Origin of the sequence: Serratia fonticola (assembly GCF_001006005.1) — a bacterium.
Lineage (GTDB): Bacteria > Pseudomonadota > Gammaproteobacteria > Enterobacterales > Enterobacteriaceae > Chania > Chania fonticola.
The window spans coordinates 2,204,991-2,220,718 of sequence record NZ_CP011254.1; the positions used below are offsets into that span (position 1 = coordinate 2,204,991).

The 15,728-nt window shown below is 52.6% G+C and carries 8 protein-coding genes, 1 tRNA gene and 3 rRNA genes; 10 read left to right on the forward strand and 2 right to left on the reverse strand.

Annotated features, from left to right (window positions below; all coding sequences use genetic code 11):
• Positions 1-10 precede the first annotated feature (10 nt).
• Positions 11-2,203: a fatty acid oxidation complex subunit alpha FadB gene (gene fadB, locus WN53_RS09780; RefSeq protein ID WP_024486657.1), complete on the reverse strand. Its 2,193-nt coding sequence runs from the start codon at positions 2,201-2,203 to the stop codon at positions 11-13.
• A gap of 320 nt (positions 2,204-2,523) precedes the next feature.
• Between fadB and pepQ the strand changes: the two genes are divergently transcribed.
• The 10 genes from pepQ (at position 2,524) to birA (ending at position 14,718) form a co-directional block, all read left to right on the forward strand.
• Entirely contained in the window at positions 2,524-3,855 is a 1,332-nt protein-coding gene (pepQ, locus tag WN53_RS09785; protein ID WP_024486656.1) for a Xaa-Pro dipeptidase, read from the forward strand.
• On the forward strand, positions 3,855-4,469 hold the full coding sequence (locus tag WN53_RS09790) for an IMPACT family protein (RefSeq protein WP_024486655.1): 615 nt from the start codon (positions 3,855-3,857) through the stop codon (positions 4,467-4,469). The genes pepQ and WN53_RS09790 overlap by 1 nt, the downstream gene beginning before the upstream one ends.
• 35 nt (positions 4,470-4,504) lie before the next feature.
• Entirely contained in the window at positions 4,505-5,956 is a 1,452-nt protein-coding gene (trkH, locus tag WN53_RS09795; protein WP_021181454.1) for a Trk system potassium transporter TrkH, read from the forward strand.
• A gap of 23 nt (positions 5,957-5,979) precedes the next feature.
• Positions 5,980-6,513, forward strand: a complete 534-nt coding sequence (gene hemG, locus WN53_RS09800; RefSeq protein ID WP_021181453.1) for a menaquinone-dependent protoporphyrinogen IX dehydrogenase — start codon at positions 5,980-5,982, stop codon at positions 6,511-6,513.
• A gap of 433 nt (positions 6,514-6,946) precedes the next feature.
• Positions 6,947-8,487, forward strand: a 16S ribosomal RNA gene (locus tag WN53_RS09805).
• A gap of 145 nt (positions 8,488-8,632) precedes the next feature.
• A tRNA-Glu gene (locus WN53_RS09810) sits at positions 8,633-8,708 on the forward strand.
• A gap of 242 nt (positions 8,709-8,950) precedes the next feature.
• Positions 8,951-11,858, forward strand: a 23S ribosomal RNA gene (locus tag WN53_RS09815).
• A gap of 108 nt (positions 11,859-11,966) precedes the next feature.
• Positions 11,967-12,082, forward strand: a 5S ribosomal RNA gene (gene rrf / locus WN53_RS09820).
• The 16S, 23S and 5S rRNA genes sit together here with 1 tRNA gene alongside, the layout of an rRNA operon.
• 639 nt (positions 12,083-12,721) lie before the next feature.
• Positions 12,722-13,759 (forward strand): UDP-N-acetylmuramate dehydrogenase, encoded by a 1,038-nt coding sequence (gene murB, locus WN53_RS09825; protein WP_024486837.1) that lies wholly within the window; start codon positions 12,722-12,724, stop codon positions 13,757-13,759.
• Complete coding sequence (gene birA, locus WN53_RS09830) at positions 13,756-14,718, forward strand: bifunctional biotin--[acetyl-CoA-carboxylase] ligase/biotin operon repressor BirA (RefSeq protein ID WP_024486838.1); 963 nt, start codon at positions 13,756-13,758, stop codon at positions 14,716-14,718. Before murB ends, birA begins: the two co-directional genes overlap by 4 nt.
• Positions 14,719-14,759: 41 nt before the next feature.
• Here the strand turns inward: birA and coaA are convergent, their stop codons facing one another.
• Positions 14,760-15,710 carry a type I pantothenate kinase gene (gene coaA, locus WN53_RS09835; RefSeq protein ID WP_021808140.1) on the reverse strand — a complete coding sequence of 317 codons (951 nt, stop codon included), beginning with the start codon at positions 15,708-15,710 and terminating at the stop codon, positions 14,760-14,762.
• Positions 15,711-15,728 lie beyond the last annotated feature (18 nt).

The following is a 15,728-nucleotide window of genomic DNA, read 5'->3' on the forward strand; positions in this document are numbered from 1 at the left end:
CTTTATAACCTCATGCCGGTTGGCCAGTGGTGATATCAGACAGCGCCGCTGTCGCCACCGGGTAGTAGCTTTCATTACGTTCCGCCTTGGCACGCAGACCGGCTGGCACTTGATACAGCGCCCCCAGGTTAGCGTAACGCTGGGCCATTTCGACGTAATTGGCGGTGCTGAGCGTATCCAGATAGCGGAATGCACCACCGTGGAACGGCGGGAAGCCGATGCCGTAAACCAATGCCATATCTGCTTCTGCCGGGCTGGCCACAATGCCTTCTTCCAGGCAGCGTACCACTTCGTTGATCATCGGGATCATCATGCGGGCGATGATCTCTTCACTGCTGAAGGTCTGTGCCGATGCGCTCACGGTTGCCAGCAGAGTGTCGGTTTGCTCGTCGTTATCTTTACGCGGCTTCCCTTTGCTATCCTGGCTGTAGCGGTAGAAACCCAGCTGGTTTTTCTGGCCGAAGCGTTGGTTATCGAACATCACGTCGATCGCATCGCGGTAATTTTTACTCATGCGTTCAGGGAAACCGTTGGCCATCACCGCCTGGGCATGGTGCGCGGTATCAATACCGACCACATCCAACAGATACGCCGGGCCCATCGGCCAGCCAAACTGTTTCTCCATCACTTTGTCGATCTGACGGAAATCGGCGCCGTCGCGCAGTAGTTGACTGAACCCGGCAAAATACGGGAACAGCACGCGGTTAACGAAGAACCCAGGGCAATCATTGACCACGATCGGCGTTTTGCCCATGCGGGTGGCGTAGGCCACCACGGCGGCGATAGTGCTGTCGCTGGTGTGTTCACCGCGGATTATCTCAACCAACGGCATGCGGTGCACCGGGTTGAAGAAATGCATACCGCAGAAGTTTTGCGGGCGCTTCAACGATTTTGCCAGGTGATTGATCGGGATGGTTGAGGTGTTGGAGGCCAATACGGTATCTTCGCCGATCAGGGCTTCCACTTCAGACAACACCGCCGCTTTTACCTTAGGATTTTCAACTACGGCCTCAACAATCAGTTGGGCGCGTTCGATACCGGCATAGTCTAGTGTTGGCTGGATGGTTGACAGCACCTGTGCCATCTTCAGGCCATCCAGTTTGCCGCGCTCCAGCTGTTTATTCAGCAGTTTGGCCGCTTCATTCATGCCGAGGGTCAGGGATTTGTCGCTGATGTCTTTCATGATCACCGGCACGCCTTTCAGCGCGGATTGGTAGGCGATGCCGCCCCCCATGATCCCGGCACCCAGCACGGCAGCCTGTTTCGGTGCTTCAACGTTCTTGGCCAGTTTTTTCGCCTGGCTTTTCACGAACTGATCGTTGAGGAAAATGCCCACCAGGGCGCGCGCTTCGTTAGAGCGGGCCAAAGGCACAAAGCTGGCGGTTTCCAGTTTCAACGCTTCTTCACGGCCAAACTTGGCGGCGGCTTCGATGGTTTTTACCGCAGTCATCGGCGCAGGGTAATGAATACCTGCGGTTTGCATCACCATGCCTTTGGCAGTGGTGAAGCTCATTGCCGCTTCGATTGGGCTCAGCTTCAGTGGCTCCAGCTTCGGCTGACGGTAGGCGCGCCAGTCGAGTTGGCCGTCGATCGCCTGTTGCAGCACTTTCAGCGCGGCTTCCACCAGTTTCTCCGGTGCGACTACGGCATCGACCAGGCCGACTTTCAGTGCGTCTTTCGCGCCGATATCTTTCCCGGCGGCAATGATTTCCAGCGCGCTGTCGTTACCCAGCAGGCGTGGCAGACGTACGGAACCCCCGAATCCTGGCATGATACCCAGTTTGGTTTCCGGCAGGCCGATGCGTGCGTCTGGAGAGGCGATACGGAAATCGGTCGCCAGGATGCATTCGCAGCCGCCGCCTAACGCGTAACCGTTAATGGCAGAGAGGGTTGGCACCGGCAAATCTTCCAGCCGGTTAAAGATGGTATTGGCAAACACCAGCCATTCATGCAGCTTTTCGGCCGGTGCGGCAAACAGCGAGAGGAACTCGGTGATGTCGGCACCCACGATGAATGCGGATTTGGCAGAGCGCAGCAGCAGCCCTTTCAACTCGGTTTGCTGTTCCAGCACCTCGAGTGCGGCACCCAGGCTGGCAACGGTGCTGGTATCCAGCTTGTTGATCGGGCCTGGTGCGTTGAACACCAACTCGGCGATGCCGTTGTCGAGCCAGTGTACTTGTAATGTTTCGCCTTGGTAGAGCATGTCTATCTCCTGAATCAGCGCAGATGATCTGGTATGACCAGATGATGAGGAGTGTGGTTTTTATGTTAATAAATTGCAAATAATAGATTGCATATTTGCAAACCGGATCACAGGCGGAATGGCTAATTGCTTGATACACAATCAAGTTATTTTTCACCCCTGGGCGAGAAACTTTGGCGGGTAGCGGCCATATCACCCGGGGATGTAATCTGTTTGCAGTGGTTTGCGAAGCACACCTCATGCAAGAGGAGATGGGGTTGGAGCGTGGGATCTGTGTGTTAAGATGGCACATTCCGTTCTGAGGGCATAAGGGTACTGTGATGGAAACGCTGGCTTCTTTGTATAACGACCACCTGGCAACACTGCAACAACGAGCTCGTGAAGTATTAGAGCGCAACAATCTGGATGCATTGCTGATCCACTCAGGCGAGCTGCAACGGGTCTTTCTGGACGACCATAGCTACCCGTTTAAAGTGAACGCCAACTTCAAGGCGTGGGTGCCGGTAACGTCGGTGCCGAACTGCTGGTTGTGGGTGGACGGCGTTAACAAACCAAAGCTGTGGTTCTATTCCCCGGTGGATTACTGGCATAGCGTTGAACCGTTACCCAACAGCTTCTGGACCAAATCCATTGAACTGTTGCCGCTGACCAATGCCGATGATATCGCCAGCCAACTGCCGCAGCAGCGCGAGCGTGTAGGCTATATCGGCTATGCACAACAGCGGGCCCTCTCTCTTGGCATTGCGGCCGAACACATCAACCCGCAAGCGGTATTGAATTTCCTCGATTTCCGTCGCTCGATCAAAACCGGCTATGAACTGGCCTGCATGCGCGAAGCGCAGAAAACGGCCGTGATGGGGCACCGTGCCGCTCATGAAGCCTTCCAGTCCGGTATGAGCGAGTTCGATATCAACCTGGCCTACCTGACCGCCACTGGCCATCGTGATACGGACGTGCCTTACGATAATATCGTGGCCCTGAATGAGCATGCGGCGGTGCTGCATTACACCAAGCTGGATCATCAACCTCCGGCCGAATACCGCAGCTTCCTGATCGATGCAGGGGCGGAATACAACGGCTATGCCGCCGACCTGACTCGCACCTATGCGGCTCAGAGCGACAATGCGTTCGCCCATCTGGTGAAAGATCTCAACAGTGAACAGCTTGCGCTGATAGATACCATGAAAGCCGGGGTTCGCTATACGGATTACCACGTACAGATGCATCAACGTATCGCCAAGCTGTTGAAAAATCATAAGCTGGTAACGGGCATCAGCGAAGAAGCGATGGTCGAACAAGGCATCACCTGTCCGTTCCTGCCGCACGGCTTAGGTCACCCGCTTGGTTTGCAGGTGCATGATGCTGCCGGGTTTATGCAGGATGAAAATGGTACTCATCTGGCAGCACCCGCAAAATATCCCTTCCTGCGCTGCACTCGTGTCATGCAACCAGGCATGGTGCTAACCATTGAGCCGGGCCTGTATTTCATTGAGTCCCTGTTGGCACCTTGGCGTAGTGGCGAGTTCAGTAAACACTTTGCCTGGGATCGTATCGACGCGTTGAAACCTTACGGCGGTATCCGCATTGAGGACAATATCGTGATCCACGAAAAGCGTATTGAGAATATGACGCGCGATCTGAACCTGGCCTGATGCAGCCTTACCCCATTCCTGGCGCTGTCATCAGCGTCAGTGAAGAGATAAAGAAAAGCCGTTTCATCACCCTGCTGGCACCTACCTGCGGGGTCGAGGCGGCCAAAGCCTTTATCCAGCAGGTGCGTGACGAGCATCCAACGGCCCGGCACCATTGCTGGGCTTTTGTTGCCGGGGAACCGAATGATTCGCAGCAGTTGGGGTTCTCCGATGACGGTGAACCCTCCGGCACGGCGGGCAAGCCCATCCTGAGCCAGCTCATGGGCAGTGGGATCGGTGAAATAACCGCGGTGGTAGTTCGCTACTATGGTGGGATCAAACTGGGTACCGGTGGCCTGGTGCGGGCATACGGCAGCGGCGTACAACAGGCGCTTAAGCAGTTGGTTGTCAGCTATAAAGTGCCGCAGCTCGAATATACTTTGCAGTGCGACTATGCTCAGCTGGCAATGGTAGAGAATTTGCTACAGCTTAGTGAAGGGCGGATTGTGCATGGGGATTACGGTGCTGCCGTGGTGTTACATTTGGCGCTACCGGCCACGGGTACCGAGGCATTCGGGAATAAATTACGCGATCTCAGCCGCGGAAGTTTGCAATTAGTCCCTATATCGCAATAATTCCCACCAACTGAATTGTTAAGGATCGTGCTGAAATGCATTTTCGCGCCATAACCCGTATTGTGGGCCTGCTGGTTATCCTGTTTTCCGGGACAATGTTTATTCCTGGCCTGGTGGCATTGATATACCGCGACGGAGCGGGGCGGGCATTCAGCCAGACCTTCTTTGTAGCCGTGACCATTGGCTTGATGCTGTGGTGGCCAAACCGCAAGCAGAAGCATGAATTAAAGCCTCGTGAAGGCTTCCTGATAGTGGTGTTGTTCTGGACCGTACTGGGCAGCGTAGGGGCATTACCTTTCCTGTTTTCCGAACGGCCCAATCTCTCCCTTACAGACGCCTTTTTCGAATCCTTCTCGGGTTTAACCACCACCGGAGCTACCACCCTGGTCGGGTTAGACTCCTTGCCTAAAGCCATCTTATTCTATCGCCAGATGCTGCAATGGATGGGGGGGATGGGGATCATCGTGCTGGCCGTCGCCATACTGCCTATCCTCGGCGTCGGGGGCATGCAGCTATACCGCGCGGAAATGCCCGGCCCATTGAAAGACAATAAAATGCGCCCGCGTATTGCCGAAACGGCCAAGACCTTGTGGCTGATTTACGTACTGCTGACCATTGCCTGCGCGCTGGCGTTATGGGGCGCCGGAATGTCGGTATTCGATGCTATCGGCCACAGCTTTGCAACTATCGCCATCGGGGGCTTTTCCACGCATGATGCCAGTGTGGGTTACTTTGCCAGCCCGGCCATCAACACCATTATCGCTGTGTTCCTATTGATCTCCGGTTGTAACTACGGCTTGCACTTTGCCTTGCTCAGCGGGCGCAGCTTGAAAGTGTATTGGCGCGATCCGGAATTTCGCATGTTTATCGCCGTGCAGTTCACGCTGGTGGCGGTGTGTACCGTGGTGCTGTGGTGGCACGGTATATATAGAAGCGGCATGGAAACGCTTAATCAGGCTTTCTTCCAGGTCGTGTCGATGGCAACCACTGCAGGGTTTACCACCGACAGTATCGCCAAATGGCCACTGTTCTTGCCAATGCTCTTGCTCTGTTCAGCCTTTATCGGTGGCTGCGCGGGTTCAACCGGCGGTGGCTTGAAAGTGATCCGCATCCTGCTGCTGTATCTGCAAGGGTCGCGTGAGTTGAAGCGATTGGTGCATCCAAATGCGGTTTACACCATCAAGTTAGGCAACCGCGCGTTGCCGGAGCGTATTCTTGAAGCGGTGTGGGGATTCTTCTCCGCCTATGCATTGGTATTCATCGTCAGCATGCTGGCCATTATCGCCACCGGCGTGGACGAGTTCTCGGCCTTTGCCGCGGTAACGGCTACGCTTAATAACCTGGGGCCGGGCCTCGGCGTCGTCGCCGATAACTTTACCACCATGCCGCCACCGGCAAAGTGGGTACTGGTCTTGACCATGCTGTTTGGCCGTTTGGAAGTGTTTACGCTGCTGGTTCTCTTCACACCGACTTTCTGGCGTGAGTAAATGTATCTACGAGGAGTAACGCCATGAAGGCACTGATTCTCTATTCTAGCCGTGACGGACAAACGCACTCTATAGCTGCTTATATAGCTAACCAGTTGCAGGATACCCTGAACTGCGACGTTATCGATCTGCAGCAGGCAGAGCATATCGAGCTTGGGCAGTACCAACAGGTACTTATAGGGGCTTCGATACGCTACGGGCATTTCAATACGGCATTACACCGATTTGTGAAACGCCACGCTGATCAACTGAATCAGATGCCTAGTGCGTTCTTCGCGGTTAACCTGACGGCACGCAAACCGGAAAAGCGTTCGCCGCAAACCAATGCCTACACCCGTAAGTTCTTACTGTCATCACCTTGGCAGCCGAAGCAGTGCGCCGTGTTCGCCGGTGCGCTGCGTTATCCGCGTTATCGCTGGTTCGATCGCGTCATGATCCGCTTTATTATGAAAATGACCGGGGGAGAGACGGATACCAGTAAAGAAGTGGAATATACAGATTGGCAGCAGGTGGACCGTTTTTCCCAGGAATTCAGCCGCATCCAGTACGAAAAGTGATAGAAATGCTGCCTTGTGCAGCGTTTTGCCGAAAAAAGCCGCGCTTGAAAAGTTTTTTGAATTTAGGGGTTGCGCCCTTCTGAGAACTCCCTATAATGCGCCTCCACTGACCGGGAACAACGACGAACAAGTCGCCCAGCCAGGAAGAAGCAACCCGGTGAAAACACCGCGTCTCGTAAGAGAAAAAGGTTGACTCTTCAGCGGGAAAGCGTAATATGCACCTCCCGCGTTACCGAGAAACATCCCGGTAACGAACGCTCTTTAACAATTTATCAGACAATCTGTGTGGGCACTCACAAGACGATATCCAGCTACTTCGGTAGCAAAAAAATATCAAGTCTTGAAGAGTGACCAAGCAGTAATTCATGCGAATGAATTATTACGAAAGTTAATTTTCGAGCATCGCTTCACGAGTTGAAGCAAATCAAGCTTTTAATTGAAGAGTTTGATCATGGCTCAGATTGAACGCTGGCGGCAGGCCTAACACATGCAAGTCGAGCGGTAGCACAAGGAGCTTGCTCCTGGGTGACGAGCGGCGGACGGGTGAGTAATGTCTGGGAAACTGCCCGATGGAGGGGGATAACTACTGGAAACGGTAGCTAATACCGCATAACGTCTTCGGACCAAAGTGGGGGACCTTCGGGCCTCACACCATCGGATGTGCCCAGATGGGATTAGCTAGTAGGTGAGGTAATGGCTCACCTAGGCGACGATCCCTAGCTGGTCTGAGAGGATGACCAGCCACACTGGAACTGAGACACGGTCCAGACTCCTACGGGAGGCAGCAGTGGGGAATATTGCACAATGGGCGCAAGCCTGATGCAGCCATGCCGCGTGTGTGAAGAAGGCCTTCGGGTTGTAAAGCACTTTCAGCGAGGAGGAAGGGTTCGGTGTTAATAGCACCGTTCATTGACGTTACTCGCAGAAGAAGCACCGGCTAACTCCGTGCCAGCAGCCGCGGTAATACGGAGGGTGCAAGCGTTAATCGGAATTACTGGGCGTAAAGCGCACGCAGGCGGTTTGTTAAGTCAGATGTGAAATCCCCGAGCTTAACTTGGGAACTGCATTTGAAACTGGCAAGCTAGAGTCTTGTAGAGGGGGGTAGAATTCCAGGTGTAGCGGTGAAATGCGTAGAGATCTGGAGGAATACCGGTGGCGAAGGCGGCCCCCTGGACAAAGACTGACGCTCAGGTGCGAAAGCGTGGGGAGCAAACAGGATTAGATACCCTGGTAGTCCACGCTGTAAACGATGTCGACTTGGAGGTTGTGCCCTTGAGGCGTGGCTTCCGGAGCTAACGCGTTAAGTCGACCGCCTGGGGAGTACGGCCGCAAGGTTAAAACTCAAATGAATTGACGGGGGCCCGCACAAGCGGTGGAGCATGTGGTTTAATTCGATGCAACGCGAAGAACCTTACCTACTCTTGACATCCACAGAACTTTCCAGAGATGGATTGGTGCCTTCGGGAACTGTGAGACAGGTGCTGCATGGCTGTCGTCAGCTCGTGTTGTGAAATGTTGGGTTAAGTCCCGCAACGAGCGCAACCCTTATCCTTTGTTGCCAGCACGTAATGGTGGGAACTCAAAGGAGACTGCCGGTGATAAACCGGAGGAAGGTGGGGATGACGTCAAGTCATCATGGCCCTTACGAGTAGGGCTACACACGTGCTACAATGGCATATACAAAGAGAAGCGAACTCGCGAGAGCAAGCGGACCTCATAAAGTATGTCGTAGTCCGGATCGGAGTCTGCAACTCGACTCCGTGAAGTCGGAATCGCTAGTAATCGTAGATCAGAATGCTACGGTGAATACGTTCCCGGGCCTTGTACACACCGCCCGTCACACCATGGGAGTGGGTTGCAAAAGAAGTAGGTAGCTTAACCTTCGGGAGGGCGCTTACCACTTTGTGATTCATGACTGGGGTGAAGTCGTAACAAGGTAACCGTAGGGGAACCTGCGGTTGGATCACCTCCTTACCTAAAGATATGCAGTTGAGTGCAGTGTCCACACAGATTGTCTGATGAAAAGTAATGAGCAAAGCGCTACCTGTTGATGTAATGAGTCTTCTGGACTCATGCTGATACGAGAAACGGTTAAACCCTGGGTTTAATCGGATTTTGTGTCCCCATCGTCTAGAGGCCTAGGACACTGCCCTTTCACGGCTGTAACAGGGGTTCGAATCCCCTTGGGGACGCCATCCGATAATGAGTGAAAGACATTATCACCGGTCATTCGTGACTGATTATCTTAAAGATGACTCTTGCGAGTCGTGTTTAAGATATTGCTCTTTAACAATCTGGAACAAGCTGAAAATTGAAACATGACAGCTGAAACTTATCCCTCCGTAGATGTATTGGGGTAAGGATTAACCTGTCATAGAGTCTCTCAAATAAACAGCACGACAGTGTCTCTGTTTACAGAAACACCTTCGGGTTGTGAGGTTAAGTGACTAAGCGTACACGGTGGATGCCTAGGCAGTCAGAGGCGATGAAGGGCGTGCTAATCTGCGAAAAGTGTCGGTAAGGTGATATGAACCGTTATAACCGGCAATACCCGAATGGGGAAACCCAGTGTGTTTCGACACACTATCGTATGGTGAATACATAGCCATACGAGGCGAACCGGGGGAACTGAAACATCTAAGTACCCCGAGGAAAAGAAATCAACCGAGATTCCCCTAGTAGCGGCGAGCGAACGGGGAACAGCCCAGAACCTGAATCAGTTCTTGTGTTAGTGGAAGCGTCTGGAAAGTCGCGCAGCAAAGGGTGATAGCCCCGTACACTAAAATGCATTAACTGTGAGTTCGATGAGTAGGGCGGGACACGTGACATCCTGTCTGAATATGGGGGGACCATCCTCCAAGGCTAAATACTCCTGACTGACCGATAGTGAACCAGTACCGTGAGGGAAAGGCGAAAAGAACCCCGGCGAGGGGAGTGAAATAGAACCTGAAACCGTGTACGTACAAGCAGTGGGAGCACCTTCGTGGTGTGACTGCGTACCTTTTGTATAATGGGTCAGCGACTTATATTTTGTAGCAAGGTTAACCGTATAGGGGAGCCGTAGGGAAACCGAGTCTTAACTGGGCGAATAGTTGCAAGGTATAGACCCGAAACCCGGTGATCTAGCCATGGGCAGGTTGAAGGTTGGGTAACACTAACTGGAGGACCGAACCGACTAATGTTGAAAAATTAGCGGATGACTTGTGGCTGGGGGTGAAAGGCCAATCAAACCGGGAGATAGCTGGTTCTCCCCGAAAGCTATTTAGGTAGCGCCTCGTGAACTCATCTTCGGGGGTAGAGCACTGTTTCGGCTAGGGGGCCATCCCGGCTTACCAAACCGATGCAAACTCCGAATACCGAAGAATGTTATCACGGGAGACACACGGCGGGTGCTAACGTCCGTCGTGAAGAGGGAAACAACCCAGACCGCCAGCTAAGGTCCCAAAGTCATGGTTAAGTGGGAAACGATGTGGGAAGGCATAGACAGCCAGGATGTTGGCTTAGAAGCAGCCATCATTTAAAGAAAGCGTAATAGCTCACTGGTCGAGTCGGCCTGCGCGGAAGATGTAACGGGGCTAAACCATGCACCGAAGCTGCGGCAGCGACGCTTAGGCGTTGTTGGGTAGGGGAGCGTTCTGTAAGCCGTTGAAGGTGAACTGTGAGGTTTGCTGGAGGTATCAGAAGTGCGAATGCTGACATAAGTAACGATAAAGCGGGTGAAAAACCCGCTCGCCGGAAGACCAAGGGTTCCTGTCCAACGTTAATCGGGGCAGGGTGAGTCGACCCCTAAGGCGAGGCCGAAAGGCGTAGTCGATGGGAAACAGGTTAATATTCCTGTACTCGGTGTTACTGCGAAGGGGGGACGGAGAAGGCTAGGCTAGCCGGGCGACGGTTGTCCCGGTTTAAGCGTGTAGGGGGGTGTTCCTGGTAAATCCGGAACGCTATCAACCCTGAGGCGTGATGACGATGCACTACGGTGCAGAAGTAGTTGATGCCCTGCTTCCAGGAAAAGCCTCTAAGCATCAGGTAACATCAAATCGTACCCCAAACCGACACAGGTGGTCAGGTAGAGAATACCAAGGCGCTTGAGAGAACTCGGGTGAAGGAACTAGGCAAAATGGTGCCGTAACTTCGGGAGAAGGCACGCTGGCGCGTAGGTGAAGAGACTTGCTCTCGGAGCTGAAGCCAGTCGCAGATACCAGCTGGCTGCAACTGTTTAATAAAAACACAGCACTGTGCAAACACGAAAGTGGACGTATACGGTGTGACGCCTGCCCGGTGCTGGAAGGTTAATTGATGGGGTCAGCCGCAAGGCGAAGCTCTTGATCGAAGCCCCAGTAAACGGCGGCCGTAACTATAACGGTCCTAAGGTAGCGAAATTCCTTGTCGGGTAAGTTCCGACCTGCACGAATGGCGTAATGATGGCCAGGCTGTCTCCACCCGAGACTCAGTGAAATTGAACTCGCTGTGAAGATGCAGTGTACCCGCGGCAAGACGGAAAGACCCCGTGAACCTTTACTATAGCTTGACACTGAACATTGAGCCTTGATGTGTAGGATAGGTGGGAGGCTTTGAAGTGTGGACGCCAGTCTGCATGGAGCCAACCTTGAAATACCACCCTTTAATGTTTGATGTTCTAACTCGGCCCCGTAATCCGGGGTGAGGACAGTGTCTGGTGGGTAGTTTGACTGGGGCGGTCTCCTCCCAAAGAGTAACGGAGGAGCACGAAGGTTAGCTAATCACGGTCGGACATCGTGAGGTTAGTGCAAAGGCATAAGCTAGCTTGACTGCGAGAGTGACGGCTCGAGCAGGTACGAAAGTAGGTCTTAGTGATCCGGTGGTTCTGAATGGAAGGGCCATCGCTCAACGGATAAAAGGTACTCCGGGGATAACAGGCTGATACCGCCCAAGAGTTCATATCGACGGCGGTGTTTGGCACCTCGATGTCGGCTCATCACATCCTGGGGCTGAAGTAGGTCCCAAGGGTATGGCTGTTCGCCATTTAAAGTGGTACGCGAGCTGGGTTTAGAACGTCGTGAGACAGTTCGGTCCCTATCTGCCGTGGGCGTTGGAAGATTGAGAGGGGTTGCTCCTAGTACGAGAGGACCGGAGTGAACGCACCACTGGTGTTCGGGTTGTCATGCCAATGGCACTGCCCGGTAGCTAAGTGCGGAAAAGATAAGCGCTGAAAGCATCTAAGCGCGAAACTTGCCTCGAGATGAGTCTTCCCTGGGCCTTTAAGGCCCCTGAAGGAACGTTTAAGACTAAGACGTTGATAGGCTGGGTGTGTAAGTGCAGCGATGCATTGAGCTAACCAGTACTAATGATCCGTGAGGCTTAACCTTACAACACCCAAGGTGTTTTGAAGAGATTGAAGTAGATTTTCAGCGAAGTTCCGAGATTGGTTTCAATGGCGACACGAGAGTGAAGCGGTTGAAATGAAACAGAATTTGCCTGGCGGCAATAGCGCGGTGGTCCCACCTGACCCCATGCCGAACTCAGAAGTGAAACGCCGTAGCGCCGATGGTAGTGTGGGGTCTCCCCATGCGAGAGTAGGACACTGCCAGGCATCAATTAAGCCAAGAGGCCATCCGCAAGGATGGCCTTTTTGCTATGGGTCGGAAATGGAAATGCCCCTCACCCCAGCCCTCTCCCAGAGTACCCACCGAGAACATCCTGAACACCCGTGCGAGGGAGAGGGAGCTGTCCGGCTCCGTGGGTGAGCCTGTGCCGCTTCGGCAAGTTGGAAGCTTTGATGAACCCATGCCGTTTCGGCAGTGATGAGTAAGCAGAAAGATGGGGTATTGCGCAGGAATATCAGTGGACTCGATCGGTTCCCTCTCCCTGTGGGAGAGGGTTAGGGTGAGGGGTCATTACTCGGCTATCCCGAATTATCTCCGCATCGGTAAACGATTAAATATAACCGGGTTCCCACCTGGAAATATTCATGAAATTTTTAGTTCCACACCCGCCTGGCTAATTCATACATATCATTAATGCCGATAGATTTTATATAACTCAGACTTCTGCTTGAATCGAGATAATGGAATTATCATATTGTTATGATTTACAAGGATATTTTTAATATCCTATGAAGTCAGCGGTTATTAGCTAACAAGAAATTACAAGTGAATAAAAACAAATAATAGCCATGCGCGGTGGATCGAGTAGACTAGATGATAATTTGTTCCGTCAGAGTATTTAAATCATGTCTACTGAAAGCGCGTCTTTAAAAAATCACAATACTTTTGCGCTCCCGGTCAACGCAGCGCATTTAGTCATTGCTGAAGAAATTGAAATGATGATTAAAGCCTGGCAGCAAGCGCAAAAGCGCCAAGAGCCACTGCTGGTACTCGGTGAAGGGAGCAACGTCCTGTTCCTGGAGGATTTTGCCGGTACGGTCATGATTAATCAGTTAAAAGGTATCACCGTCAGGGAAGAGCAGGACGCCTGGCATCTGCATGTCAGCGCTGGAGAGAATTGGCACCATCTGGTTAGCCAGATGCTCGAGCGTGGTATCCCGGGGCTGGAAAATCTGGCATTGATCCCGGGGTTAGTCGGTTCGGCTCCGATCCAGAATATCGGGGCGTACGGTATTGAGCTCAAACAGGTCTGTGAGTATGTCGATCTGCTGAACCTGACTACGGGTGAAATCGATCGCATGGATCCTGAACGCTGCCAGTTTGGTTACCGGGAAAGCGTTTTTAAGCATGAACTTAAGCAAGGCTTCGTGATTGTGGGCGTTGGTTTACGGCTTAGCAAACAGTGGAGCCCGTTGCTGAACTACGGCGACCTTGCCAAGCTGGATCCCAAGACGGTAACGCCGCAGCAGGTATTTGACGCGGTATGCGCCATGCGGCGCAGCAAGCTGCCAGATCCACGTATTACCGGCAATGCAGGCAGCTTCTTTAAAAACCCGCTGGTGAGCGGGGAGGCCGCTAAAACGTTATTAGCCCAGTACCCTGCAATGCCACATTATCCGCAGCCGGACGGGCAAGAAAAGTTGGCTGCCGGTTGGCTGATCGATCAGTGTTCACTCAAAGGGCATCAGATCGGTGGCGCAGCGGTGCACCGTCAGCAGGCCTTGGTATTGGTAAATGTCGATAATGCCAGCAGCCAGGATGTGGTGGCACTGGCCAGACACGTGCGCAATACGGTAGCGCAGAAATTCGATGTCTGGTTAGAACCGGAGGTGCGTTTTATGGGGGCCACTGGTGAGTTGGATGCCGTAGAGGTCATTTCATGAGAGACACCACAGTTCCACTTAAGATCATCTCCCTACTGGCGGACGGCGAGTTCCACTCTGGCGAACATTTGGGTGAGTCATTGGGAATGAGCCGCGCAGCGATTAACAAGCATATTCAGACCATTCGGGAGTGGGGTTTGGATGTGTTCACGGTTCCGGGGAAAGGCTATAGCCTACCTGCGGCGATCAACTTGCTGGACGCTGAGCGTATTCTTGGCTTACTGGAAGACAAGCGTGTCACAGTGTTGCCCGTGGTTGATTCAACCAACCAGTATCTGTTGGACAGGCTTGCAGAACTGACTTCCGGTGATGCCTGCATAGCCGAGTATCAGCAGGCAGGGCGTGGGCGGCGTGGGCGGCAGTGGGTTTCACCTTTCGGGGCCAACCTATATTTATCCATGTTTTGGCGTCTTGAACAAGGGCCAGCGGCCGCGATGGGGTTGAGCCTGGTTATTGGCATCGTGATGGCAGAAGTGTTGCAGCGTCTCGGTGCAGAACAGGTCCGTGTGAAGTGGCCCAATGATTTATACCTTAACGATCGCAAGTTGGCCGGTATTCTGGTTGAGCTGACCGGTAAAACCGGGGATGCAGCCCAGTTGGTGCTGGGAGCGGGTATCAACATGGCGATGCGCGAAACCAACGCCAGTCAGATTGATCAGCGCTGGATCAACCTACAGGAAGCCGGGATCACTATCGATCGTAATGAATTGGCCGCCAAATTGCTTAATGAGCTACGCAATTCATTACGGCAATTTGAAATAGACGGGTTAGCTCCCTTTATTTCACGTTGGCGTAAATTAGATAACTTTATCGATCGCCCGGTTAAGCTATTAATTGGTGAACAACAGATTTTCGGTATTGCCCGCGGTATTGATCAGCAAGGTGCATTGCTGCTTGAGCAGGAAGGGGTAATAAAACCCTTTATTGGTGGTGAGATATCTTTGCGGAGTGCTGAATAAGCTAAAATAAGAGAGGCCATTGGCCTCTCTTACGCTATCGATTATTTCCGTAACCGTACACTTTCCACAGCGTGATTGGCACTCTTAGTCATAATCAAGCTGGCTCTTTCGCGAGTCGGTAAGATATTCTGCTGTAAATTCAATCCATTAATCTCATTCCACAGCTGAGTGGCGATGTTGATCGCCTCCGTTTCCGGCAACTGCGCATAGCTATGGAAATAGGAGTCTGGGTTAGAGAACGCACCCTGACGGAATTTCAGGAAGCGGTTGATATACCAGCTTTGCAATAGATCGCCAGGGGCATCAACATAGATTGAGAAATCAACAAAGTCGGAAACAAATACCCGGTGAGGATCGTGTGGATAGTCCATACCGCTTTGCAAAACATTCAATCCTTCCAGGATCAGAATATCAGGCTGTTCGATAACTTTATTGCCTTCTGGCACGACGTCATAGATAAGGTGAGAGTATACCGGGGCAGTAACACGTTTGGCACCGGATTTAACTTCCGAAACGAATTTCACCAGGCTATGCATATCGTAGGATTGCGGGAATCCTTTTTTCTTCATCAGGCCGCGTTCGTTCAGCACCTTGTTCGGGTGCAGAAAGCCGTCTGTGGTGATCAGCTCCACGCTACGATGTTCAGGCCAGCGGCTCAACAACGCCTGCAATAAACGCGCTGTGGTACTTTTACCCACGGCTACGCTGCCAGCAATGCCGATCACATAAGGAATGCGTTGACCATCAGTGCCAAGGAATTGCTCCAGAACTGCCTGGCGACGCAGGTTAGAACTGATATAGAAGTTCAGCAACCGTGAGAGCGGCAAGTAGATCTGTGCGACTTCTTCCAAGGAGAGATCTTCGTTAATCCCTTTGAGTTTAACAATCTCTTCTTCTGACAACGTCAGCGGCACCGAATCCCGTAACGCGGCCCACTGGCTGCGATCGAACTGAAGGTAAGGCGTCGCTAAAGATTGATCTCTTTTTATCATAAGCCAAATTCTGCCTGT

What these genes read in the sequence shown, in the direction of transcription:
- WN53_RS09790 (WP_024486655.1), top strand. Translation starts at nt 3,855, where the DNA reads ATGCAGCCTTACCCCATTCCTGGCGCTGTCATCAGCGTCAGTGAAGAG.
- trkH (WP_021181454.1), top strand. Translation starts at nt 4,505, where the DNA reads ATGCATTTTCGCGCCATAACCCGTATTGTGGGCCTGCTGGTTATCCTG.
- fadB (WP_024486657.1), bottom strand. Translation starts at nt 2,203, where the DNA reads ATGCTCTACCAAGGCGAAACATTACAAGTACACTGGCTCGACAACGGC.
- pepQ (WP_024486656.1), top strand. Translation starts at nt 2,524, where the DNA reads ATGGAAACGCTGGCTTCTTTGTATAACGACCACCTGGCAACACTGCAA.
- birA (WP_024486838.1), top strand. Translation starts at nt 13,756, where the DNA reads ATGAGAGACACCACAGTTCCACTTAAGATCATCTCCCTACTGGCGGAC.
- murB (WP_024486837.1), top strand. Translation starts at nt 12,722, where the DNA reads ATGTCTACTGAAAGCGCGTCTTTAAAAAATCACAATACTTTTGCGCTC.
- hemG (WP_021181453.1), top strand. Translation starts at nt 5,980, where the DNA reads ATGAAGGCACTGATTCTCTATTCTAGCCGTGACGGACAAACGCACTCT.
- coaA (WP_021808140.1), bottom strand. Translation starts at nt 15,710, where the DNA reads ATGATAAAAAGAGATCAATCTTTAGCGACGCCTTACCTTCAGTTCGAT.